Annotated in this window: 18 protein-coding genes; 14 read left to right on the forward strand and 4 right to left on the reverse strand. The window is 63.2% G+C overall.

The window, feature by feature from the left end:
- Window positions 1–333 precede the first annotated feature (333 nt).
- The 10 genes from E5678_RS09490 to E5678_RS09535 all read left to right on the forward strand — a co-directional run bounded on the left by E5678_RS09490 (window position 334) and on the right by E5678_RS09535 (window position 14,570).
- Window positions 334–1,704 (forward strand): CmpA/NrtA family ABC transporter substrate-binding protein, encoded by a 1,371-nt coding sequence (locus E5678_RS09490; protein ID WP_136178296.1) that lies wholly within the window; start codon window positions 334–336, stop codon window positions 1,702–1,704.
- A gap of 5 nt (window positions 1,705–1,709) precedes the next feature.
- Complete coding sequence (locus E5678_RS09495; protein ID WP_136178297.1) at window positions 1,710–2,684, forward strand: ABC transporter permease; 975 nt, start codon at window positions 1,710–1,712, stop codon at window positions 2,682–2,684.
- A 31-nt stretch (window positions 2,685–2,715) separates the two neighbouring features.
- Window positions 2,716–4,545: a nitrate ABC transporter ATP-binding protein gene (locus tag E5678_RS09500; RefSeq protein ID WP_136178298.1), complete on the forward strand. Its 1,830-nt coding sequence runs from the start codon at window positions 2,716–2,718 to the stop codon at window positions 4,543–4,545.
- A gap of 51 nt (window positions 4,546–4,596) precedes the next feature.
- Window positions 4,597–7,089, forward strand: a complete 2,493-nt coding sequence (nirB, locus tag E5678_RS09505; protein WP_136178299.1) for a nitrite reductase large subunit NirB — start codon at window positions 4,597–4,599, stop codon at window positions 7,087–7,089.
- The gene (gene nirD / locus E5678_RS09510; RefSeq protein WP_136178300.1) at window positions 7,086–7,493 is read left to right on the forward strand and encodes a nitrite reductase small subunit NirD; all 408 of its coding nucleotides are present in this window, start codon (window positions 7,086–7,088) and stop codon (window positions 7,491–7,493) included. Before nirB ends, nirD begins: the two co-directional genes overlap by 4 nt.
- The gene (locus E5678_RS09515) at window positions 7,490–10,345 is read left to right on the forward strand and encodes a nitrate reductase (RefSeq protein WP_136178301.1); all 2,856 of its coding nucleotides are present in this window, start codon (window positions 7,490–7,492) and stop codon (window positions 10,343–10,345) included. Before nirD ends, E5678_RS09515 begins: the two co-directional genes overlap by 4 nt.
- 53 nt (window positions 10,346–10,398) lie before the next feature.
- Window positions 10,399–11,325, forward strand: a complete 927-nt coding sequence (gene ybiB, locus E5678_RS09520) for a DNA-binding protein YbiB (RefSeq protein WP_136178302.1) — start codon at window positions 10,399–10,401, stop codon at window positions 11,323–11,325.
- Window positions 11,315–12,130 (forward strand): uroporphyrinogen-III C-methyltransferase, encoded by an 816-nt coding sequence (gene cobA / locus E5678_RS09525; RefSeq protein ID WP_247596967.1) that lies wholly within the window; start codon window positions 11,315–11,317, stop codon window positions 12,128–12,130. The genes ybiB and cobA overlap by 11 nt, the downstream gene beginning before the upstream one ends.
- Window positions 12,131–12,240: 110 nt before the next feature.
- Window positions 12,241–13,365 (forward strand): sterol desaturase family protein, encoded by a 1,125-nt coding sequence (locus E5678_RS09530; RefSeq protein WP_247596968.1) that lies wholly within the window; start codon window positions 12,241–12,243, stop codon window positions 13,363–13,365.
- Window positions 13,365–14,570: an NAD(P)/FAD-dependent oxidoreductase gene (locus tag E5678_RS09535; protein WP_136178304.1), complete on the forward strand. Its 1,206-nt coding sequence runs from the start codon at window positions 13,365–13,367 to the stop codon at window positions 14,568–14,570. Before E5678_RS09530 ends, E5678_RS09535 begins: the two co-directional genes overlap by 1 nt.
- Window positions 14,571–14,579: 9 nt before the next feature.
- Here the strand turns inward: E5678_RS09535 and E5678_RS09540 are convergent, their stop codons facing one another.
- Window positions 14,580–15,305 (reverse strand): helix-turn-helix transcriptional regulator, encoded by a 726-nt coding sequence (locus E5678_RS09540; RefSeq protein WP_136178305.1) that lies wholly within the window; start codon window positions 15,303–15,305, stop codon window positions 14,580–14,582.
- 106 nt (window positions 15,306–15,411) lie between these two features.
- Between E5678_RS09540 and E5678_RS09545 the strand changes: the two genes are divergently transcribed.
- Both E5678_RS09545 and rpsU read left to right on the forward strand, forming a co-directional pair.
- On the forward strand, window positions 15,412–15,768 hold the full coding sequence (locus E5678_RS09545) for an NIPSNAP family protein (protein ID WP_136178306.1): 357 nt from the start codon (window positions 15,412–15,414) through the stop codon (window positions 15,766–15,768).
- Window positions 15,769–16,047: 279 nt separating this feature from the next.
- Complete coding sequence (gene rpsU / locus E5678_RS09550; RefSeq protein ID WP_011484193.1) at window positions 16,048–16,260, forward strand: 30S ribosomal protein S21; 213 nt, start codon at window positions 16,048–16,050, stop codon at window positions 16,258–16,260.
- A 47-nt stretch (window positions 16,261–16,307) separates the two neighbouring features.
- On the opposite strand, the gene E5678_RS09555 is transcribed toward rpsU, so the two are convergent.
- The gene (locus tag E5678_RS09555) at window positions 16,308–17,228 is read right to left on the reverse strand and encodes a LysR family transcriptional regulator (RefSeq protein WP_136178307.1); all 921 of its coding nucleotides are present in this window, start codon (window positions 17,226–17,228) and stop codon (window positions 16,308–16,310) included.
- Window positions 17,229–17,289: 61 nt separating this feature from the next.
- Between E5678_RS09555 and lysA the strand changes: the two genes are divergently transcribed.
- Together lysA and E5678_RS09565 are read left to right on the forward strand one after the other, a co-directional pair.
- Window positions 17,290–18,537, forward strand: coding sequence for a diaminopimelate decarboxylase (lysA, locus tag E5678_RS09560; protein ID WP_210732052.1), 1,248 nt, complete (start codon window positions 17,290–17,292; stop codon window positions 18,535–18,537).
- Between the two features lie 15 nt (window positions 18,538–18,552).
- The gene (locus E5678_RS09565) at window positions 18,553–19,446 is read left to right on the forward strand and encodes a DMT family transporter (RefSeq protein WP_136178309.1); all 894 of its coding nucleotides are present in this window, start codon (window positions 18,553–18,555) and stop codon (window positions 19,444–19,446) included.
- Between the two features lie 16 nt (window positions 19,447–19,462).
- Here the strand turns inward: E5678_RS09565 and E5678_RS09570 are convergent, their stop codons facing one another.
- Window positions 19,463–19,909, reverse strand: a complete 447-nt coding sequence (locus E5678_RS09570; RefSeq protein ID WP_136178310.1) for a GatB/YqeY domain-containing protein — start codon at window positions 19,907–19,909, stop codon at window positions 19,463–19,465.
- A gap of 57 nt (window positions 19,910–19,966) precedes the next feature.
- Window positions 19,967–21,418: a metalloprotease PmbA gene (gene pmbA, locus E5678_RS09575; protein WP_136178311.1), complete on the reverse strand. Its 1,452-nt coding sequence runs from the start codon at window positions 21,416–21,418 to the stop codon at window positions 19,967–19,969.
- Window positions 21,419–21,465 lie beyond the last annotated feature (47 nt).

The following is a 21,465-nucleotide window of genomic DNA, read 5'->3' on the forward strand; positions in this document are numbered from 1 at the left end:
CCAAAGGATTGACGTGCACCAATTCAAGGCTCAGAAAAGCCCGCTGAGACAAGCACACCCAGCGGTCAATTTGCCCTCTGGTTCGACACTGCAATCGGCGCAAAACCCCTACAAATCAGGGTTCTGGGCCAAACGAGGCGATGGGAAGGCGCAGTTGGCACGGTCCCTGCTTAGTCTCTAACAAAAGCGGCGTGCCAACGACGGCACACCGCTCAGGTCTCTCCAGGCCACCCGGACAACGGCGTCCATCTCTCGCAGGCCATCGGCCTGTCAGTTGATGGGCGCCGTTTTTCGTTGTCTGGACCCCGTTGTTTCTTCCTTCAGGAGTTGTCCATGTCCGATGCCACGAACCACCCGAACCGCCGCCGCTTCGCCACCCAGGCCATGGCTTTGGCCGGCGCCACTACGCTGGGCCTGCCGGCATGGGCCGCCAAGCCTGGTCGCCCTGAAAAAGAGCAGCTGAAATTTGGCTTCATCAAGCTGACCGACTGTGCACCCCTGGTCGTGGCCTATGAAAAAGGCTACTTCGAAGACGAAGGTCTGAATGTGCAGCTGGAAGCCCAGGCCAACTGGAAAGTGCTGCTCGACCGGGTGATCGATGGCCAGCTCGACGGCGCGCACATGCTCGCCGGACAACCGCTGGGCGCCACCATCGGCTTTGGTACCAAGGCCGATATCGTCACCGCCTTCAGCATGGACCTCAACGGCAATGCCATCACCGTATCCAACGCCGTCTGGGCCGAGATGAAGCCGCACCTGCCCATGAAAGACGGCAAGGTCGTGCACCCCATCAAGGCCGACGCACTGAAAAAGGTGGTCGACGCCTGGAAGAAGGAAGGCAAGGCTTTCAAGATGGGCATGGTATTCCCGGTCTCCACCCACAACTACGAGCTGCGCTACTGGCTCGCCGCCGGCGGGCTCAACCCCGGCTACTACACCTCCGGCGACATCTCGGGCACCTCCAAGGCCGATGTGCTGCTGTCGGTCACACCGCCGCCCCAAATGCCCAACACCATGGAATCGGGAACGATCCATGGCTACTGCGTGGGCGAACCCTGGAACCAGCAGGCGGTGTTCAAGGGCATCGGGGTCCCGGTGATCACCGACAACGAAATCTGGAAGAACAACCCAGAGAAGGTGTTCGGGGTCACCGCCGACTGGGCCAAAACCAACCCCAACACCCACATCGCTGTGGTCAAGGCGCTGATCCGCGCTGGCCAGTGGCTCGACGCCTCCATGGCCAACCGCATCGAGGCCGTCAAGATGCTCTCGAAATCGCAGTATGTGGGCGCCGATGCGGCCGTGATCGCCAACAGCATGACCGGCACCTTTGAATACGAGAAAGGCGACAAGCGTCCTGCCCCCGACTTCAACGTTTTCTTCCGCAACTTCGCCACCTACCCGTTCTACAGCGACGCCATCTGGTACCTCACGCAAATGCGCCGCTGGGGCCAGATCACCGAAGGCAAGCCCGACAGCTGGTACATGGACATCGCCAAGAAGGTCTACCAGCCTACGGTCTACATGGAAGCCGCCAATGCCCTGGTGGCCGAAGGCAAGATCAAAGCCACGGACCTGCCCAAAACCGATGGCTTCAAAGGTGTTCAAAAAGGGTTCATCGACGGCGTCGACTACGACGGCCGCAAACCCAACGACTACCTCGCCAAATTCAAGATCGGCCTCAAAGCCGCTGACAAGGTCTGAACGCCATGGAACTCGCGAACAAACTTTTTGGCAGCGGGGCCGCCGCCCTGCGCGACCCACGCGAACTGGGCCGTGCCTTCATGATGTCGATTGGCATACCGGTGGTGGCTTTCGCCATCTTCCTGGCGCTGTGGTCGGTCGCAGCCTCGCGCATTCAGACCAGCCTGGGCGCGGTGCCCGGCCCGGCTCAAGTGGCGGAGCAGGCCGTGCTCCTGGTCAAGGAGCACTTCTCCGAGCGCGAACGCCAGGCGGCCTTCTATGAGCGCCAGACCCAACGCAACAAGGAACGAACCGCCGAAGACCCCAGCTACGAGCCGCGCAACTTCCAGTGGACGGGCAAGCGCACCTACCTCGACCAGATCGTCACCAGCCTCTACACCGTTTTTGTGGGCTTTCTGCTCGCCACCGTGGTGGCGGTCCCGCTGGGGATTCTGGCCGGCACGTCGAAGATCGTGCAGGCCGCCATCAACCCGATGGTGCAGTTGTTCCGCCCCGTCTCTCCGCTGGCGTGGCTGCCCATCGTGACGCTGATCGTGAGCGCGGTCTACGTGACCACGGGCGAACCCATGTTCCAGAAATCCTTCCTGATCTCGGCCATCACCGTGACGCTCTGTTCACTGTGGACCACCCTGATCAACACCGCCATCGGCGTGACCTCGGTCGACAAGGATCTGGTCAACGTGGGCAAGGTGCTGCAACTGTCGCTCGCGACACGGGTGCGCAAGATCATTCTGCCGTCGGCCCTGCCCTTCATCTTCACGGGTATGCGCCTGTCGCTGGGCGTGGGCTGGATGGTGCTGATCGCCGCAGAAATGCTGGCGCAAAACCCGGGCCTGGGCAAGTTTGTCTGGGACGAGTTCCAGAACGGCAGCTCCGATTCGCTCAGTCGGATCATGGTGGCGGTGTTCACCATCGGCCTGATCGGCTACGCCCTCGACCGCCTGATGCAGGTGCTGCAAAACCTCGTGGTGCCCCGCTGAAACGGGCCGCACGAACCAACAGGACGCTGCCATGAACCTCGCCTTGAAATCTGTCGCCGATGCCACTGGCAACACCGCCAATCAACCCACGCTGGTGGCGGTGCCAGCCACCGCCGCTCTGGAACTGAAGAATGTCTGCAAAGGATACGGCGCCGGCGCCCATCGCACCGACATCTTGAAAGATCTCAACCTCCGCGTTGAACCGGGCGAGTTCGTGGCCATTGTCGGTTTTTCCGGCAGTGGAAAAACCACGCTGGTCAGCTTGCTGGCCGGCCTGACCAGCGCCGACAGCGGTGCCGTGTTGAAAAATGGCTCATCCATCACAGGCCCCGGCCCGGACCGCGGCATCGTGTTCCAGAGCTATTCGCTGATGCCCTGGCTCAGCGTGCGCGACAACGTGGCCTTGGCGGTGGACCGCGTCTTCGCCAGCGAAAGCGCCACCGAGCGCAGCGAGCGGGTCAAACACTATGTCTCGATGGTCGGGCTCACTCCAGCCATCGACAAGAAGCCGGCCCAGCTCTCTGGCGGTATGCGCCAGCGGGTGTCGGTGGCCCGCGCTCTGGCGACCGACCCCGACGTCTTGTTGCTGGACGAACCGCTTTCAGCGCTGGACGCGCTCACCCGCGCCAACCTGCAAGACGAGATCGTGCGCATCTGGAGCGAAGACACCAAGACGGTGGTGCTCATCACCAACGACGTGGACGAAGCCCTGATGATGGCCGACCGCATCATCCCGCTGGACATCGGCCCCGGCGCCACGCTCGGCCCTTCGTTTGTGGTCGACATCCCCCGCCCCCGCGACCGCCGCGCCATGAACCACGACGCGCGTTTCCAGCAACTGCGCGCCGAGATCACGCAGTACCTGATCAGCCTCTCACACAAACACGCAGCCAGCCAGGGCAGCAACGTCATCCAGTTGCCCACGCTCACGCCACGCAACGCGGTGGAAAAGGCCGCCAGCCCGACACTGGCCAGCCGATTCGCCCTGCGCCACGCGGCGCTGACCGAACGCATCGAAACCGCGACCAGTCTGCACGCGGCCCCAGCCATTGACGCACCGCTGGCGCCCACCAGCGCCGACAACCGTTTTGTCGAGTTTTCCCAGGTCATCAAGGTCTACCCCACGCCCAAGGGTCCGCAGACCGTGGTCGACGGTTTCGATCTGAAGATCCGCAAAGGCGAATTCATCTCGGTGATCGGTCACTCGGGTTGCGGCAAATCCACTGTGCTCTCGATGATGGCCGGCTTGACCGACATCACCGACGGCGTGATCGTGCTCGATGGTCGCGAAGTGGCCGACGCCGGTCCCGATCGCGGCCTGGTCTTCCAGGCACCCAGCCTGGTGCCATGGCTCACCGCTTTTGACAACGTGATGCTGGGCGTGGCCCGCGTGTTCCCCCATGCCAGCGAGGCCGAGCGCCGTGACACGGTCGGTTATTACCTCAACCGGGTGGGCCTGGGGTCGTCCATGCAGAAAAAGGCTTCGGAGCTGTCCAACGGCATGAAGCAGCGCGTGGGCATTGCGCGCGCCTTTGCGCTCAACCCCAAGATGCTGCTGCTCGACGAGCCTTTTGGCATGCTGGATTCGCTGACCCGCTGGGACCTGCAAGAGGTCTTGATGGAGGTGTGGTCGCGCAGCCAGGTGACCGCCATGATGGTCACGCACGACGTGGACGAAGCTATTTTGCTGGCCGACCGCGTGGTGATGATGACCAATGGCCCGCGCGCCAAGATCGGCAAAGTCATGGATGTGCCGCTGCCCCGTCCGCGCTCCCGCGAAGCGCTGCTGCAACACCCACGCTACTACGAGCTGCGCGAAGAACTCATCGGCTTCCTCGAAGACTGCGGCCGCCAGCACTGAGCGCCCCCGCACCGTCCTACCCCCGTTTTTCAGACCGTCAGGAACCTCGCCATGAAAAAGATGAATCTCGTCATGATCGGCAACGGCATGGCCGGTGTGCGCACGCTCGAAGAGCTGATCAAAATCGCGCCGTCGTTTTACAACACCACGGTGTTCGGCTCAGAGCCACACCCCAACTACAACCGCATCCTGCTCTCACCGGTGCTCGCCGGTGAGCAAACGCTGGAAGAGATCGTGCTCAACGACTGGAGCTGGTACACCGACAACGGCATCACCTTGCACGCCGGCTGGACCGTGACACGGGTCGACCGCGTGAAGCGCATCGTGCACGCCACCAACGCCGCAGGTGAAATGGTTGAAGCTCCCTACGACCGACTGATCATGGCCACCGGATCCAATCCTTTCATGCTGCCGATTCCCGGCAAAGACCTGAACGGTGTGCTCGCCTACCGCGACATCGCTGACACGCAGGCCATGATCGATGCGGCCAAAACCTACAAACACGCGGTGGTGATCGGCGGCGGCTTGCTGGGTCTGGAGGCCGCCAACGGTTTGATGAAGCGCGGCATGAGCGTGAGTGTGGTGCATGTCGGTCCCTGGCTGATGGAGCGCCAGCTCGATGACGTTTCGGGCAAGCTGCTGCAGCAATCGCTGGAAGAACGCGGCATGAAATTCCTCATGGGCGCTCAGACGCAGGCGCTGCTGGGCGACAAGGACGACGGCATGGGCGGCCGGGTCAAGGCCATCAAATTCAAGGACGGCAGCGAAGTGGCTGCCGATCTGGTGGTGATGGCCGTGGGCATTCGCCCGAACACCGCGCTGGCCGAGTCCATGCGCCTGCATGTGAACAAAGGCATCGTCGTCAACGACACCTTGCAAACCACCACCGACCCGCGCATTTACGCGGTCGGCGAATGCGCCGCCCACCGCGGCATCGCCTATGGCCTGGTCGCACCCTTGTTTGAACAAGGCAAGGTCCTGGCCACGCATCTGGCCGAGTTCGGCATCGGCCGTTACACAGGCTCGCTCACCTCGACCAAGCTCAAGGTCACCGGCATCGACCTGTTCTCCGCCGGCAACTTCATGGGCGACGAAGGCAGCGAAGAAATTGTGATGAGCGACCCGTCGGCCGGGGTCTACAAAAAGCTGGTGATCAAGGACGACAAGCTCATTGGCGCCTGCCTGTATGGCGACACGGTCGATGGCTCCTGGTATTTCAAGCTGCTGCGCGAAGGCCGTACGGTGCACGACATCCGCGACAAGCTGATGTTCGGCGAAAGCCACCTGGGCGACGCCGGCCACCAGGGCGTGAGCAAGGCCGCGGCCATGGCCGACAGCGACGAGGTTTGTGGCTGCAACGGCGTGACCAAAGGCACCATCTGCAAGGCCATCAAGGAAAAGGGCTTGTTCACGCTGGACGAAGTCAAGAAGCACACCAAGGCCAGCGCGTCGTGCGGTTCCTGCACTGGCCTGGTCGAACAGATCCTGATGTTCACCGCCGGCGGCGACTATTCGGCCACACCCAAAAAGAAGGCCGTCTGCGCCTGCACCGAGCACAGCCACCAGGACGTGCGCGACGCCATCCTGAAACAAAAGCTCCTGTCCATCACCGATACCTTCGCCACGCTGAACTGGAAAACCCCCAATGGCTGTCCCACGTGCCGGCCTGCGGTCAACTACTACCTCATCAGCACCTGGCCCAAAGACGCGAAGGACGACCCACAAAGCCGCTACATCAACGAGCGCAGCCACGCGAACATCCAGAAGGACGGCACCTACTCGGTGATCCCGCGCATGTGGGGCGGCGAAACCACGGCCGACGAGTTGCGCCGCATCGCCGACGCGGTCGACAAGTACCAGATCCCCACCGTCAAAGTCACGGGTGGACAGCGCATCGACCTGCTGGGCGTGAAGAAAGAAGACCTGCAAGCGGTGTGGAATGACATCGGAATGCCCTCAGGCCACGCCTATGCCAAAGCGCTGCGCACCGTCAAAACCTGCGTGGGCAGCGAGTGGTGCCGCATGGGCACACAAGACTCGACCCAGATGGGCAAAGATCTCGAGAAAGCCATGTGGCGCATGTACGCCCCACACAAAGTCAAGTTTGCCGTTTCAGGTTGCCCGCGCAATTGCGCCGAATCGGGCATCAAAGACGTGGGCGTGATCGGCGTCGACAGCGGCTGGGAGATGTACGTCGGAGGCAACGGCGGCATCAAGACCGAAGTGGCGCAATTTCTGGTCAAAGTGAAAACCGCTGAAGAGGTCATGGAATACACCGGCGCCTTCATGCAGCTCTACCGCACCGAAGGCTGGTACCTGGAGCGCACGGTGCATTACATCAACCGTGTGGGTCTGGACTACGTAAAGAAGCGGATTCTGGAAGACGCCGAGGGCCGCAAAGCCTTGTGGGAACAGCTCCAGGCCGCACTCGACGGCGAGCCCGATCCCTGGTTCGAGACCCAGAAAGCGTCTGTGGACACGCGCCAGTTCATTCCCATCAAACCCATCGAAACAGAAATCAACACTGCAGGGAGCGCAGCATGAGCACGACCACCGCCCACTGGACCTTGATCTGCAAGGTTGAAGACATTCCCGTGCTCGGCTCGCGCCGCGTCGAGAGAACGGTCGGCCTTGAAGTTGCTGTGTTCCGCAACGACAAAGACGAGGTCTTTGCCCTGCTCGACCGCTGCCCCCACAAAGGCGGCCCGCTGAGCCAGGGCATCGTCTTCGGCACCAGCGTGGCCTGCCCCCTGCACAACTGGACGATTGGGCTCTGTGACGGCCAGGCTTCTGCGCCCGACGAAGGTTGTACGCCACGCTTCGCTTTGATGGTCGAAAAAGGCAACGTATTCCTGAACACCAATGAACTGGCCACCCACGCCATCGAAGAAACCCGTCCAGTCGCCGGCCCCGCTCGCCGCGTCACACCCATCGTCGCCGCCGCATGACCGAACAAACCCGCTCCACATGCCCGTATTGCGGTGTGGGCTGTGGCGTCATCATCGAAACGGAAGCCAACCAGATCGTGGGCGTCAAAGGCGACCCCGATCACCCGGCCAACTGGGGCAAGCTGTGTTCCAAAGGCACCACGCTGCACCAGACCGCCGCACCTGAAGTCACCCGGCAAACACGCTTGCTGCAGCCCATGCGCCGCTTCGAGCGCTGCGCCGCGCCGCAGGCTGTGAGCTGGGACAACGCGCTGGACACTGCAGCCAACCAGTTTTCGCGAACCATCCGCGATCACGGCCCCGACGCCGTGGGTTTTTACATCAGTGGTCAGTTGCTCACCGAGGACTACTACGTCTTCAACAAGCTGGCCAAAGGCCTGATCGGCACCAACAACGTCGACACCAACTCGCGCCTGTGCATGAGCAGCGCCGTGGCCGGCTACAAGGCCACGCTGGGCGCCGACGCGCCGCCCACCTGCTACGACGACCTGGACACGGCCCAGTGCCTGTTCATCGTGGGCAGCAACGCCGCGTTTGCCCACCCCATCCTCTTTCGCCGCATCGAAGAGGCGCGCAAGAAAAACCCGGCAATGAAGATCATCGTTGCCGATCCCCGCCGCACCGATACCGCCAGCATTGCCGACCTTTACCTGCCGCTGCTGCCCGGCAGCGATGTGATGCTGTTTCATGGCCTGCTGCACATCATGTTGTGGGAAGGGTGGACCCATGCCGACTACATCGAAGCCCACACGCATGGCTTTGATGAACTCAAGGCGCTGGTGCGCGAATGCACGCCGGAACGTGTGTCCGAAATCTGCGGACTGAGCAAAGACGATTTGTTCACCGCGGCGAAGTGGTTTTCAAAGTCCGACGCCACGCTCAGCCTGTATTGCCAGGGGCTCAACCAGAGCAGCAGCGGCACCGCAAAAAATGCCACGCTCATCAACCTGCACCTGGCCACGGGCCAGATTGGCAAACCTGGCGCCGGCCCGTTCAGCCTGACCGGCCAGCCCAACGCCATGGGCGGGCGCGAGGTGGGCGGCCTGTCCAACCTGCTCAGCGCGCACCGCGACATGGGCAACCCGCAACACCGCGCTGAAGTCGCCGCGCTGTGGGGCGTGCCCGATGTGCCCGCCAAGCCGGGAAAGTCCGCCGTCGAAATGTTCCAGGCCGCAGCCGACGGCGAGATCAAGGCGCTCTGGATCGCCTGTACCAATCCGGCACAGTCCATGCCAGACCAGGCCACGGTGCGCCGTGCCTTGCAGCGCGCCGAGTTTCTGGTGGTGCAAGAGTCCTTTGCCACCGCAGCCACTTGCCAATACGCCGACCTGCTCCTGCCCGCGACGACCTGGGGTGAAAAAGAGGGCACGGTGACCAACAGCGAACGCCGCATCAGCCGCGTGCGCGCGGCCATTCCCGCGCCCGGTGAAGCCCGGCACGACTGGAAAATAGTGGTCGACTTTGCCCATCGCCTTGAAGCTGCTGGGGTGGGCTCGCCCCTGACCGTCCGGGCTGAACCCGTCGAAGCCCCAGCCAGTCCACACCGAGAGAGCCTTTCGGCCCGCTCAGGGCGAACAAGTCCTTCCCTCTTTCCCTACGAAAACCCCGAATCCATCTGGCTCGAACACCGCGAGTCCACCCGTGGCCGCGACCTCGACATCACAGGCCTCTCCTACCAAACCCTGGAGCAACAAGGCCCGCAACAATGGCCTTACCGCGAAGGTGAAACACAGGGAAAGGCGCGCCTCTACGAGGACGGCATTTTCCCCACCGCCCATGGCCGCGCCCGCTTTGCTGCGCTCCCGTTTGTGCCCCTGGCCGAGCCCCGCGAATCCCGCTACCCCTTCTCCCTCACCACAGGCCGCCTGCGCGACCAATGGCACGGCATGACCCGCACCGGCACCCTGGGCCGCCTGTTCGGCCATGTGGCCGAGCCCACCGTGCAGCTGCACCCGACCGACATGGCCCAGCGGGGCTGGAAAAATGGCGACCTGGTGCACATCACCAGCAAGCGCGGCTCCATCTTGGTGCCCGCGGAAGGCTCAGACAGTGTGGCGCAGCACCAGGCTTTCATGGCGATGCACTGGGGCGCCGAATACCTGAGTGGCTGCAGCAGCACCGGCGAGCCATTGGCCGGTGTCAACGCCCTGACCACCTCTGCCTTTTGCCCCACATCCAAACAACCCGAGCTCAAACACGTCGCGGTCAAGGTGCTCAAGGCCGAGTTGCCCTGGACGTTGCTGGGCGTGGCCTGGCTGCCCGACAACCAGGCGCTGGCCGCTCGCCAGGGCCTGCAGGCGCTGATGCAAGCGTTTCCGTTCGCCACCTGCGTGCCTTTTGGCCGCGAGCGCACCGGCGTGCTGTTCAGAGCGGCCGCGCATGAAGCACCAGAAACCGGGCTGCTGGCTCAGATCGAGGCCTTGCTCGCGCTGGACTCACCCGACACCCTGCGCTACGCCGATCGCCGGCTGCAACAGCACCGAGCGGTGCGGCTGCACACCACCCCCGCGGGGCGCCAGCTGGAGGGTTTTTTGCTCGCGGGCGACACCTCGGCCGAGACCTGGCTCAAAGCACTGTTGCAAGACCAGTTGCCCGCCGATGCCTATGGCCGGTTGCTGCTCATGCCCGGCGCCCGGGCGCCAGTCGCTCTGAAAGCCAGAAGCCGGCAGGTCTGCACCTGTTTCAATGTCAACGAAGCAGCCATCCAGACCCACCTGGCGACCCACGACGGCGGCGGCGACGAGCGCCTGGCGGGCCTGCAACAAGCACTGCAATGCGGGACCAACTGTGGCTCCTGCATTCCCGAGCTGCGCCAGATCATTGCCCAGACGCCGGTGGCCGTTGCCGCATAAAGACAGCCGACTTATAACCTGCGGTCATCAAGATTGCCCGACAATCACCTCCCATGGGAATCAGCAAATACATCAAAGAAATCGGTCGCGGCAAAGACGGTGCACGCGCGCTGACCCGCGAGCAGGCCTGCGACCTGATGGGTCAGGTACTTGACGGCACGGTCACCGATCTGGAGCTGGGCGCCTTCTGCATCGCCATGCGCATCAAAGGCGAAACCGACGAAGAGATGGCCGGATTCCTTGACGCCACCCACCAGCGGTTGCACAAAGTGCCCGACAACGGGCGCACCACGGTGGTGCTACCCACCTACAACGGTGCGCGCAAGTTGCCGGTGCTCACCCCGCTGCTGGCCCTTCTGCTGGCGCGCCAGGGTGTGGCCGTCGTGGTGCACGGCACGCCCACCGAAGACAAGCGGGTCACCTCAGAAGCGGTTTTCGCCGCGCTGGGTGTGCCCGCCGCTAAAACCGTGTCCGCCCTGCCGGCAGGCGAGGTGGTCTACATCCCGACCGAGGTGCTGTGCCCAGGCCTGAAAACCCTGCTGGATGTGCGGCGCACCATCGGCCTGCGCAACCCGGCCCACAGCCTGGTCAAACTGATGAGCCCTTGCGCGGGCGGCGCCCTGATCATCGGCAGCTACACCCACCCCGAATACGCCGATTCCATGGCGGCCACTTTCGCGCTGACCGGCGCAAATGCGATCTTGCTGCGCGGCACCGAAGGCGAAGCGGTGGCCGATGCCCGCCGCACACCCCGCATGGAGGCATTCCGACAGGGTGAGCGCCACCCGCTGCAAGCGGCCCAGGAAGGCCCGCTCACCGCCCTGCCCGAATTGCCCAACGACACCGACGCAACGGTCACCGCAGCCTACATACAGGCCGTGCTGTCTGGCAAAAACCCTGTTCCGGCACCCATCGCCCTGCAGGTGGAACATATCTTGCGGGAGGTGCAGCACCATGAGACCTCAAGCCTTGCCCACTGACACCCCCCAGGCCTTCCTGCCCGGCACCGTGACCCTCGTGGGCGCGGGCCCCGGTGACCCGGAATTGCTCACACTCAAGGCCGTTCGGGCCATCGCCTCCGCCACTGTGCTGCTGGTAGACGATCTGGTCAACGAAGCTGTGCTCGCCCATGCTTCGCCCCAAGCCCGCATCGTGCCGGTTGGCAAACGCGGCGGGTGCAAAAGCACGCCACAAGCCTTCATCGAAAAGCTCATGCTGATGGCCGCGCGTGAAGGCGAAGTGGTCGTGCGCCTCAAAGGCGGAGACCCCTTCATCTTTGGCCGAGGTGGCGAAGAAGTCGAATACCTGGAAAGCGAAGGCATTCGGGTACAGGTGGTCAACGGCATCACCGCGGGCCTGGGCGGCATGACGTCATTGGGCGTGCCCCTGACCCACCGCGAACACGCCCACGGCGTGGTGTTCGTCACCGGCCATGCCAAACCCGGCGTTACGCCGGAATCCCGCGGCACCGACTGGCAAGCCCTGGCCACCACCGCCCGCGACGCCAAACTCACGCTAGTGATTTACATGGGCGTCTCTGGCGCCGCGCAAATCCAGCAAGACTTGCTCACAGGCCTGCCCGCCAACACCCCCCTGGCCATCATCCAGCATGCCACCCTGCCCCAGCAGCGCCATGCCGTCACCACCCTGGGCGACCTCACCGAAACGCTCGCCCGCGAGCAGCTCGGCAGCCCGGCTGTGATCGTGATTGGTGATGTGGTGCGCGGCATCGCAGCGGTGCAGCTGCCTCGAGCGCTCACACAACAGCGCTCTCACGCAGCCTGACCCGGCAACCCATTCCGGTGGGCTCGCCCACCTGATCGTTCTCCGCCTCCCGCTACACTCCGCGCAGGTCAACAAAAAAGGTGGCATTGAGCCACCAGCGGAGGAACCCTGTGCTCGACAAACTCAACGAACTCACCGAAAGCCACGGCGCACTGCAACGGGGCAAAGGCATGGTCACTGGCGTGATTGCGCTGGTGCTGGCCATGCTGTGCTTTCTGGGCGTGCTGGCCTTTCACTTTCCCCAATACCTGACCACGCCCGAGCTGCGCAAAAGCTATGACGTGGAAATGATCCGTCAGGTCATGTTCGTGGCCATGGTGATCGCAGGGGGCATGAGCCTGGTCAACATTTTGTTCAACCGCTCACGCTGGCTCGCCGCAGCGGCGTTCCTGCTGGTCGCTTTGACCGCCTTGCTTGGCGGCGACAAAGTGCCGGTCAATGACTTCGCCGATGGCACACCTTATATCGGGCTCGACTGGTTCATCCTCGATCTGCTGGGCTCGGCCTTGATTTTCATCTTCATTGAAAAACTCTTTGCCCTGCGCAAAGACCAGCCGGTGTTCCGCCCCGAGTGGCAAACCGATGTGCACCACTTCATCGTCAACCACATGGTGATCGGCTTCATGCTGCTGGCCACCAACCTGCTGGTGCACAAGCTGTTCGGCTGGGCTTCCAGCGACGGCATCCGCGGCTGGTTCGGCGCGCTGCCGTTCTGGGCCGGCCTGCTGCTGATCATTCTGGTGGCCGATCTGGTGCAGTACTGGACCCACCGGGCCTACCACGAAGTGCCCGTTTTGTGGCGGCTGCACGCCGTGCACCACAGTGCCAAGCACATGGACTGGATGGCCGGCTCACGCCAGCACATTCTGGAAATCCTGATCACACGCACACTGGTTCTGGCCCCCATTTTTACGCTGGGTTTCTCCAAAGAGGTGATCGACGCCTACATCATCGTGGTCGGCTTTCAGGCCGTGTTCAACCACGCCAACGTCAGCGTGCGCCTCGGTCCGCTGCGCTACCTCATCGTCACCCCCAACTTCCACCACTGGCACCACAGCCAGGATCAGGAGGCGCTGGACAAAAACTATTCGGCCCATTTCGCCTTCATCGACTATTTGTTTGGTACCGCAGTGAAAAGCACCAAACTCTGGCCTGAGCAATACGGTGTGCTGGGCGACTACGTGCCCAACGGCTTCTGGAAGCAAGTGAAGTTCCCGTTTGTCTGGAAGCCCTGATGAAATTTGATGCTGTCGTTATTGGCGCAGGCGCTGCTGGCCTGTTTTGCGCCGGTATTGCGGGCCAGCGCGGGCTCAAGGTGCTCGTGCTGGACCACAGCGAGAAGGTGGCCGAAAAGGTGCGCATATCGGGCGGTGGCCGGGCCAACTTCACCAACCGCGACATCGATGTGCGCCAGCCCCACAAGCACTTCGTCAGCGAGAACCCCAACTTCTGCCGCTCGGCGCTCTCGCGCTACACGCCCCAAGATTTCATCGCATTGCTGCAAAAGCACAACATCCCCTTCCACGAAAAGCACAAAGGCCAGCTCTTTTGCGACCGCTCGGCCGAAGACCTGATCCAGATGCTCGTGGCCGAGTGCGATGCAGGCGGCGTTCAGCGGTGGCAACCTTGCGGCGTCAAGGCGGTTCGCGTGACAGGCGACGGCACGTATGAACTCGACACCGACCGCGGCACCGTGACCAGCCGCAGCGTGGTGATCGCCACCGGCGGCTTGTCCATCCCCAAAATCGGTGCCACCGATTTCGGCTACCGCATCGCCAAGCAGTTTGGGCTGCGCCTCGTTGAACAGCGCCCCGGCCTGGTGCCACTGACCTTCGACAGCGAGGCATGGGCGCCCTTCATCCCGCTGGCGGGACTCTCTTTGCCCGTCGTCATCGAAACCGGCACCAAGAAAACCCGCATGGCCTTCACCGAAGACCTGCTGTTCACCCACCGGGGGCTTTCGGGTCCGGCGGTGTTGCAGATCTCCAGCTACTGGACCGAGGGCACACCCATTCGCCTCAACCTGGCGCCCGATGTGAATTTGCCCGAGGCCCTGGCGCAAGCGAAGATGCGCTCGCGCAAGCTCATCGCCAACGAGCTCGCCACCCTGGTGCCCAGCCGCCTGGCCGACGCCTGGACCCAGCAAGACCCCGACTGGCAAAAGTCCATCAGCGATGCCAGCGACAAAGCACTGGCACGGCTCGCAGAACGGTTTTCCCGGTGGGAAGTCTCACCCAACGGCAGCGAGGGCTACCGCAAGGCCGAAGTCACCCTGGGCGGCGTGGACACCCGCGAACTGTCGTCCCAGACCCTGGAATCCAAACAGCCTGGCCTGTACTTCATCGGTGAAGTGGTGGACGTCACCGGCTGGCTGGGCGGCTACAACTTCCAGTGGGCCTGGGCCAGCGCCCACGCCTGCGCGGGTGCGCTACCCACCTGACCGGCCTGATCAGGTCGCGGTTACACCGCGCCAGCGCGCCGTGCCCACCCAGTCGCGCAAAGCGCGCGCGCCGGGCTCTGACAACCGCAGCGCCCGGGAGCCAGGGCAACGCAGCAGCCAGCCCTGCGCCATGCAATGGCCACAAATCAAGGCCCCCAGCTGCCCTGCCAAATGGGGCCGCCGCTCGCTCCAGTCCAGACAGGGCAAACAGACAGGCCGCGCCCCGCGGGCCTTCAAGCCGTCCACACCGGCCACCATCCCCAGGCGCTGCAAGGCGGTCTGAAGCCCCGCCCCTGGCAACACACAGGCGTTGCCCTGCAAGACCACCGCCGAGGCCTCTACCAGGTGGTCTGCGATGGCGATCCCCAGGCGCCCGGCCAGGTGGTCGTAACACAGGCGCGCGGTGCGCAGGGCCTGATCCCGGGGGCCCGTCTGAACCACCACCGTCGCGACGGCTAACGCGGGTGCAGACAGCTGCATCAGGCTTTCAATCAGCGCCGCCACTTCGGCAGAAGCCAGCCGGTGGTAGCGGTGGCGCCCTTGTTTTTCCATTTGCAGAAACCCCGCCTCGAGCAACATGGCCAGATGCCGGCTTGCCGTCGCGGGCGACACATGCGCGCTCACCGCCAGCTCCCTTGCTGTGAGCGCACGCCCATCCATCAAGGCCAGCAGCATGGCGGTGCGAGCGGGCTCACCCATGAGCGCAGCGGTGTGAGCGATCTGGTTGGTGTTCATTGCGCCAGTGTGCCCCAAGCCTCCCATCTCAAGCTTCGTTCCAGAGCAAAGTGTTCGCCACCCGAGCGACAGCAAGATCCAGGCACAACACCTTTCAAGGCCGTCCATGACCATCACCTGCTTCATCCGCTACGAGATCGACCCCTTTCAGCTCGATCATTTCCGCACCTACGCCGAGCAATGGGCCCGCATCATTCCCCGCTGCGGCGGCCATCTGGTCGGGTATTTTTTGCCCCACGAAGGCAGCAATTTCGAGGCGTGGGGACTGATTGCGTTCGACAATCTGGGCGCTTACGAAGCCTACCGGCAACGTTTGCGCGCCGACCCTGAAGGGCGCGCCAACTTTGATTTCGCTCAAGCCAATCGCTTCATCGTGCGAGAGGAGCGCCGTTTCACCGAGGTGGTGGCATCGACGTTTGAGCGCCCCGCGCTTCCCGTCTCAGCTCTACCAGCCGCCGGCTAGGAGACCGCCTGGCGGCAGTGCCACCATGCCCGCCTGTCCCCTGGAGTCGACCAACGGATCCCCTTGGACCATCAAAATCCGGTGAAAAAGAACCGTGATGCGCGCAAAATCGTGGGTCACCAACTTGCCATGGCCCACGGCAGGGCTATAATCCAAGGCTTTGCTGGCAAACCCCCGTCGGCCAATACTAGTTAATAGACGGGGAAACTTTGCAGAAACGACGGCTGGGCACGATCTCCCGGTCATCCTCTTTCCGCACAATCTGGAATTTCTTCTTTAATGACGACCATCCGTGTAAAAGACAACGAGCCCTTTGACGTCGCTCTTCGCCGCTTCAAGCGCACCATCGAAAAACTCGGCCTGCTGACCGACTTGCGTGCCCGCGAGTTCTACGAGAAGCCCACCGCCGAGCGCAAGCGCAAGAAGGCTGCCGCCGTCAAACGCAACTACAAGCGCATCCGCGCCATGCAGTTGCCCAAGAAGCTGTACTGATCCCGGTGCCCTTCTAAAAACCCGCCAGGGACGCCAGGCGGGTTTTTTTACGCCTGAAGCTTTTGGGGCAGCTGGGCCCGCAATGCATCGGCAGCTTCCGACAGCGCTTCCAGCAAGGCCGCACGCAGCGGGTGTTCCGAGCGCCAGGCGGGCAACACCACCGCCACGTGAAAAGGTATGCCCACTGAAAACGGCCGTACATCGAGGCCCTGCCCCTGCATTTCCAGCGCCGTCAGGGGATTCACGATGGCCACGCCCAGACCCTGGCGCACCAGCGCACACACCGAAACAGCACTCGGAGATTCAATGTGAAGGTGCCTGCGCACGCCAGCGCCCTCAAACACGGCATCGATCTGCTGCCGGTAGGGGTCGGTGGACGCCAGGCTCACAAAGGGCTGATCGGCAAAATCCTCTGGCCGCAGGACCGCACGGGCGCCCAACGCATGGCCCGCAGGCAACACACAGACCTCGTCCACCTCCAGCAAGGTGTGCAGCGCAGTGGCCGCAGGCGCCTCATGGCGCTCGATCAAGCCCAGGTCAAACCGCTGCTCGGTCAGTGCACCCTCCAACCCGGGCGACTCCAGCGGCGTGATGCTAACGCCCGCTTCAGGCTGTTTGTCCACAAAGCGGCGAATGGCGTCGGGCAACAGGGCGTGCGCCAAGGCAGGCAAACAGGCCACGTGCAAACGCCCTTGCGAGAAATCGCGCAACGAAACCGCCGTGGCCGCGATGCGGTCCAGGCCCACATACGAGAGCTCAACCTCTTCCAGCAAGGCCATTGCACGCACTGTGGGCCTCAGGCGCCCCTTCACGCGCTCGAACAGCACAATGCCCAGCACCTGCTCGAGCCGGGCCAGCTCGCGGCTCACTGTGGGTTGGGACGTGTGCAAAACCTCGGCCGCACGGGTCACATGACCGGCGTTCATGACGGCTCGAAACACCTCAATTTGGCGGTGGGTCAGTTTCATATCAAAAATGAATCAGCTATAGAAATAAAAGAACTTTTCAATATACCCTTGAATTGAGATGATGCCGCCTATGAATCCCTTTTCTCCCGCCCTCCTCCGCACACTCGCCGACCAGCACGGTACCCCCCTGTGGGTCTACGACGCCGACACCATCCGCCAGCGCATCGCCGACCTGAAGCGTTTCGATACCGTGCGTTTCGCTCAAAAAGCCAACTCCAACCTGCAGTTGCTGCGCCTGATGCGGGAACAAGGGGTGGTGGTGGATGCGGTCTCGCGCGGCGAAATTCAGCGGGCACTGGCCGCCGGGTTCACCGCTGCGCCCAATGCCCAAGGCGCCTCGGGTATCGTTTTCACCGCCGATCTGTTCGACCACGCCACCCTGGAAACTGTGGTCGAACACCAGATTCCGGTCAACGCAGGCTCCATCGACATGCTGGGTCAGCTGGGCCAGCGCTCGCCCGGCCACCGTGTCTGGCTGCGCATCAACCCCGGCTTTGGTCACGGCCACAGCAACAAGACCAACACCGGAGGTGAACACAGCAAACATGGCATCTGGCACACCGAGCTGCCCGCCGCTCTGGCGGCTGTGAAACAGCACGGCCTGCACCTGGTCGGCCTGCACATGCACATCGGCTCCGGTGTCGACTACGGCCATTTGCAAGCAGTCTGCGCGGCCATGGTGACGCTGGTGAAAAACAGCGGCACCGATCTGGAAGGCATCTCGGCCGGCGGTGGCCTGTCCATCCCGTACCAGGCCGACGAGCCCCGCATCGATACCGACCACTACTTCAGCCTCTGGGACACCGCACGCCAGGAAATCGCTGCCCACCTGGGGCACCAGGTGCATCTGGAGCTGGAGCCCGGTCGTTATCTGGTGGCCGAATCGGGCGTGTTGCTGGCCGAGGTGCGTGCCACCAAATACCAGGGGAGCCAACACTTCACCTTGGTCGATGCCGGCTTTTCAGACCTGATGCGCCCGTCCATGTATGGCGCCTTCCACAGCATGAGCGTGATCCCGGCAGGCGGCGTAGAACGCCCTCAGCGGGCCACCGTGGTGGCCGGCCCCCTGTGCGAATCGGGCGATGTGTTCACCCAAGGTGAAGGCGGTGTGGTGCTCACCCGCGAACTGCCGGAAGCCCAGGTGGGCGACCTGCTGGTGTTGCACGACGCAGGGGCCTATGGCGCCTCGATGTCGAGCAACTACAACAGCCGCCCGCTGATTGCTGAAGTGCTGGTTGACGGTGCTTCGCACCGCCTGATCCGCCGTCGACAGACCGTGGAAGAACTGCTGTCCCTGGAAAACGTCTAAGACCTGTCAACCGCCATGCGCCCAGAAATCATGGCCCTGCTGGCCGCCACTTGCTGGGCGACCGCAAGCACCTTCTCCGTTGGGCCCACGCAGCGCCTGGGCGCCATCGGATTCAGCCGCTTGCGCATGGCGTTTGCCTCTGTGTTGCTCTGGGTCCTGGCGCTGGCCAGCGGGGGCTGGCACACCCTGCAAGCCGCCTCCATGGGCCTGCTGGCCCTTTCTGGCGTGATCGGCATTTTTGTGGGTGATACCGCGCTGTTCGCCTGCATGAACCGCCTGGGGCCCCGGCGTTCGGGCGTCCTGTTCGCGTGCCATGCCCTGTTTTCCGCCCTGCTGGCCTGGGTCTGGCTGGGCGAAGTCTTGTGGGGCTGGGCCCTGCTGGGCAGCGCCATGCTGATGGGTGGCGTGATGATCGCCATTTTGTGGGGCAAACGCAGCAACGAGGCCCACCTGTGGGAACAGACAAGAGGGCCGCTGGCGGTAGCGGTGGGACTGGGGTTGCTCGCAGCCTTGTGCCAGTCGCTGGCCACCCTGATGCTCAAGCCACTGATGACCACCGATATCGACCCGATCGCGGCGTCGGCTGTGCGCACAACGCTGGCCTTTGTTGCCCATGGCGCACTGTGGGCGTCGGGCTGGAAACCCGCCCGCTCGGGTGGCCCCATCACACTGCGCGACGCGGGCCTTGTGTTCCTGGGTGCGGCGCTCGCCATGGCCCTGGGCATGACCTTGATTTTGCGTGCGCTGCACGACGGTCAGGCCGGCATTGTGGCGATCTTCTCGTCGGTATCACCCATCGTGATTTTGCCGCTGCTGTGGCTGATCTACCGCCGCCGGCCGGCGGTCGGCGCGTGGATCGGGGCTTCACTGGCCATCGCCGGCACAGCCCTGATCCTGGGCCATACCTGACCAAGGACCCCGGGGGTTAGCCCGCCAGCGCTGCCTTCACCGCGGCCGACACCTGACCCATCTCGGCCTTGCCCGCCAGGCGCGTTTTCACCGCGCCCATGACTTTACCCATGTCGCCCGGGCCCGATGCACCCAGCTCGGCCACGATGGCCTGGACAGCGACCGCGACCTCTTCGGCCGACATGCGCGCGGGCAAATAAGCCTGCAACACCAGCATCTCCGCCTGCTCTTTGTCGGCCAGGTCCATGCGATCGGCCTTGGTGAAGGCTTCGATGCTGTCCTTGCGCTGTTTGATCAGCTTGTCCACGATGGCGACCACCATGGCGTCGTCCAGCTCCACCCGGTCATCCACTTCCTTTTGCTTCATCGCGGCCGTCAGCAAGCGGATGGTGCCCAGGCGCTCGCTGTCTTTGGCGCGCATGGCGGCCTTCATGTCATCGGTGATCTGTTCTTTGAGGCTCATGGCGATTGCTCTGGTGGTGTTGTTCAGGAAAGGAGAGGGATTGTGACGCAGAGCCGGTCAGCTGCCCGCCACCTTCATGCGGTTGATCAAGATCGAACCCACGGTCTTGGCGCCGTAGTTGTAGGCATCTGCGCCCACCGCTTCAATGCCTTTGAACATGTCCTTGAGGTTGCCCGCGATGGTGATTTCCTGCACCGGGAACGCGATCTCGCCGTTTTCAACCCAGTATCCCGAAGCTCCGCGCGAATAATCGCCCGTCACGTAATTCACGCCCTGCCCCATGAGCTCGGTCACAAACAGACCACGGCCGAGCTTTTTGAGCATGGCCTTCAGGTCGTCGCCAGGCTCTGTCAGGCGGCTGGTGAGCGTGAGGTTGTGCGAGCCACCGGCATTGCCCGTGGTGCGCATGCCCAGCTTGCGGGCCGAGTAGGTGGACAGAAAATACCCCAGGACCTTGCCCGCGCTGAGCACCTTGCGGCGCTGGGTGCGCACACCCTCATCATCGAACGACGAGCTGCCCTTGCCGCCCACGATGAAGGGGTCGTCCAGAACATCCAGGTGTTTGGCCATGACGCGCTTGCCCAGGCTGTCGCCCAGAAAAGTGGTTTTGCGGTAGAGCGCACCACCGCTGGTGGCCTGCACATAGGCGCCCAGCAAGCCAGCCGCCAGAGGCGATTCAAACAGCACGGAGCACTCCGTCGTTGCGATTTTTCGCCCATTCAACCGGGCCAGCGTGCGTTCGGCCGCATAGCGGCCCACAGCCTGGGGGCTTGCCAGATCGGCCGGTGAACGTGTGGAGCTGTACCAGTAATCGCGCTGCATGTTGGCGCCCTTGCCCGCAATCGGCGCAACCGACAGACTGTGGCGCGAGCTGGCGTACCCGCCGCTGAAAATACCAGCGCGGTTGCGCTCGCCACCCCGCATGTGTTCGGCGAAGAAATGCGATTGCTGGGCCGAAACGCCCGCGCCTTCGCTGTTGTTGATTTTTTTACTGGTGGCAAAAGCCGCCGCTTCGCACGCCAATGCAATGTGCATGGCCTCTTCCGAGCTGATGTTCCAGGGGTGAAACAGGTCCAGATCGGTCCACTCGTCGGCCACATCCTGCTCGTCGGGCAGACCGGCCACCGGGTCTTCGGCGGTGAAGCGGGCAATGTCGTAGGCCGCCTGCACCGTCTGGCGCACCGCTGCGGCAGAAAAATCCGACGTGGAGGCATTGCCCCGCTTGTGGCCCAGGTACACCGTGACGCCCAGCGACTTGTCGCGGTTGCGTTCCACGTTTTCCAGCTCGCCTTTGCGCACCGAGACGCTCAGGCCTGCGCCCTCTGAGACCTCGGCCCCAGCATCCACCGCGCCCAGCTTGCGTGCATGGCTCAGCGCCAGATCGGTCAGCTCTTCAAATTGGCCTCGCGCATACTGAAAACCGGGCAAAGCCTGGGAAGTTGAGGGCTGATCGGGCGTCTTGGCAGAGCCGGAGCGGCGGGTCGAAGGGGTGTTTGAGGCTTTTTTCATGTCGGCAGCTATGATACTTGTCGCCCGAACACATCGCTTCAGCACCG

The sequence above is a fragment of the Hydrogenophaga sp. PAMC20947 genome, from assembly GCF_004795855.1.
Taxonomy (GTDB): domain Bacteria; phylum Pseudomonadota; class Gammaproteobacteria; order Burkholderiales; family Burkholderiaceae_C; genus Hydrogenophaga.

What these genes read in the sequence shown, in the direction of transcription:
- E5678_RS09490 (WP_136178296.1), top strand. Translation starts at nt 334, where the DNA reads ATGTCCGATGCCACGAACCACCCGAACCGCCGCCGCTTCGCCACCCAG.
- E5678_RS09495 (WP_136178297.1), top strand. Translation starts at nt 1,710, where the DNA reads ATGGAACTCGCGAACAAACTTTTTGGCAGCGGGGCCGCCGCCCTGCGC.
- E5678_RS09500 (WP_136178298.1), top strand. Translation starts at nt 2,716, where the DNA reads ATGAACCTCGCCTTGAAATCTGTCGCCGATGCCACTGGCAACACCGCC.
- nirB (WP_136178299.1), top strand. Translation starts at nt 4,597, where the DNA reads ATGAAAAAGATGAATCTCGTCATGATCGGCAACGGCATGGCCGGTGTG.
- nirD (WP_136178300.1), top strand. Translation starts at nt 7,086, where the DNA reads ATGAGCACGACCACCGCCCACTGGACCTTGATCTGCAAGGTTGAAGAC.
- E5678_RS09515 (WP_136178301.1), top strand. Translation starts at nt 7,490, where the DNA reads ATGACCGAACAAACCCGCTCCACATGCCCGTATTGCGGTGTGGGCTGT.
- ybiB (WP_136178302.1), top strand. Translation starts at nt 10,399, where the DNA reads ATGGGAATCAGCAAATACATCAAAGAAATCGGTCGCGGCAAAGACGGT.
- E5678_RS09535 (WP_136178304.1), top strand. Translation starts at nt 13,365, where the DNA reads ATGAAATTTGATGCTGTCGTTATTGGCGCAGGCGCTGCTGGCCTGTTT.
- E5678_RS09540 (WP_136178305.1), bottom strand. Translation starts at nt 15,305, where the DNA reads ATGAACACCAACCAGATCGCTCACACCGCTGCGCTCATGGGTGAGCCC.
- E5678_RS09545 (WP_136178306.1), top strand. Translation starts at nt 15,412, where the DNA reads ATGACCATCACCTGCTTCATCCGCTACGAGATCGACCCCTTTCAGCTC.
- rpsU (WP_011484193.1), top strand. Translation starts at nt 16,048, where the DNA reads ATGACGACCATCCGTGTAAAAGACAACGAGCCCTTTGACGTCGCTCTT.
- E5678_RS09555 (WP_136178307.1), bottom strand. Translation starts at nt 17,228, where the DNA reads ATGAAACTGACCCACCGCCAAATTGAGGTGTTTCGAGCCGTCATGAAC.
- lysA (WP_210732052.1), top strand. Translation starts at nt 17,290, where the DNA reads ATGCCGCCTATGAATCCCTTTTCTCCCGCCCTCCTCCGCACACTCGCC.
- E5678_RS09565 (WP_136178309.1), top strand. Translation starts at nt 18,553, where the DNA reads ATGCGCCCAGAAATCATGGCCCTGCTGGCCGCCACTTGCTGGGCGACC.
- E5678_RS09570 (WP_136178310.1), bottom strand. Translation starts at nt 19,909, where the DNA reads ATGAGCCTCAAAGAACAGATCACCGATGACATGAAGGCCGCCATGCGC.
- pmbA (WP_136178311.1), bottom strand. Translation starts at nt 21,418, where the DNA reads ATGAAAAAAGCCTCAAACACCCCTTCGACCCGCCGCTCCGGCTCTGCC.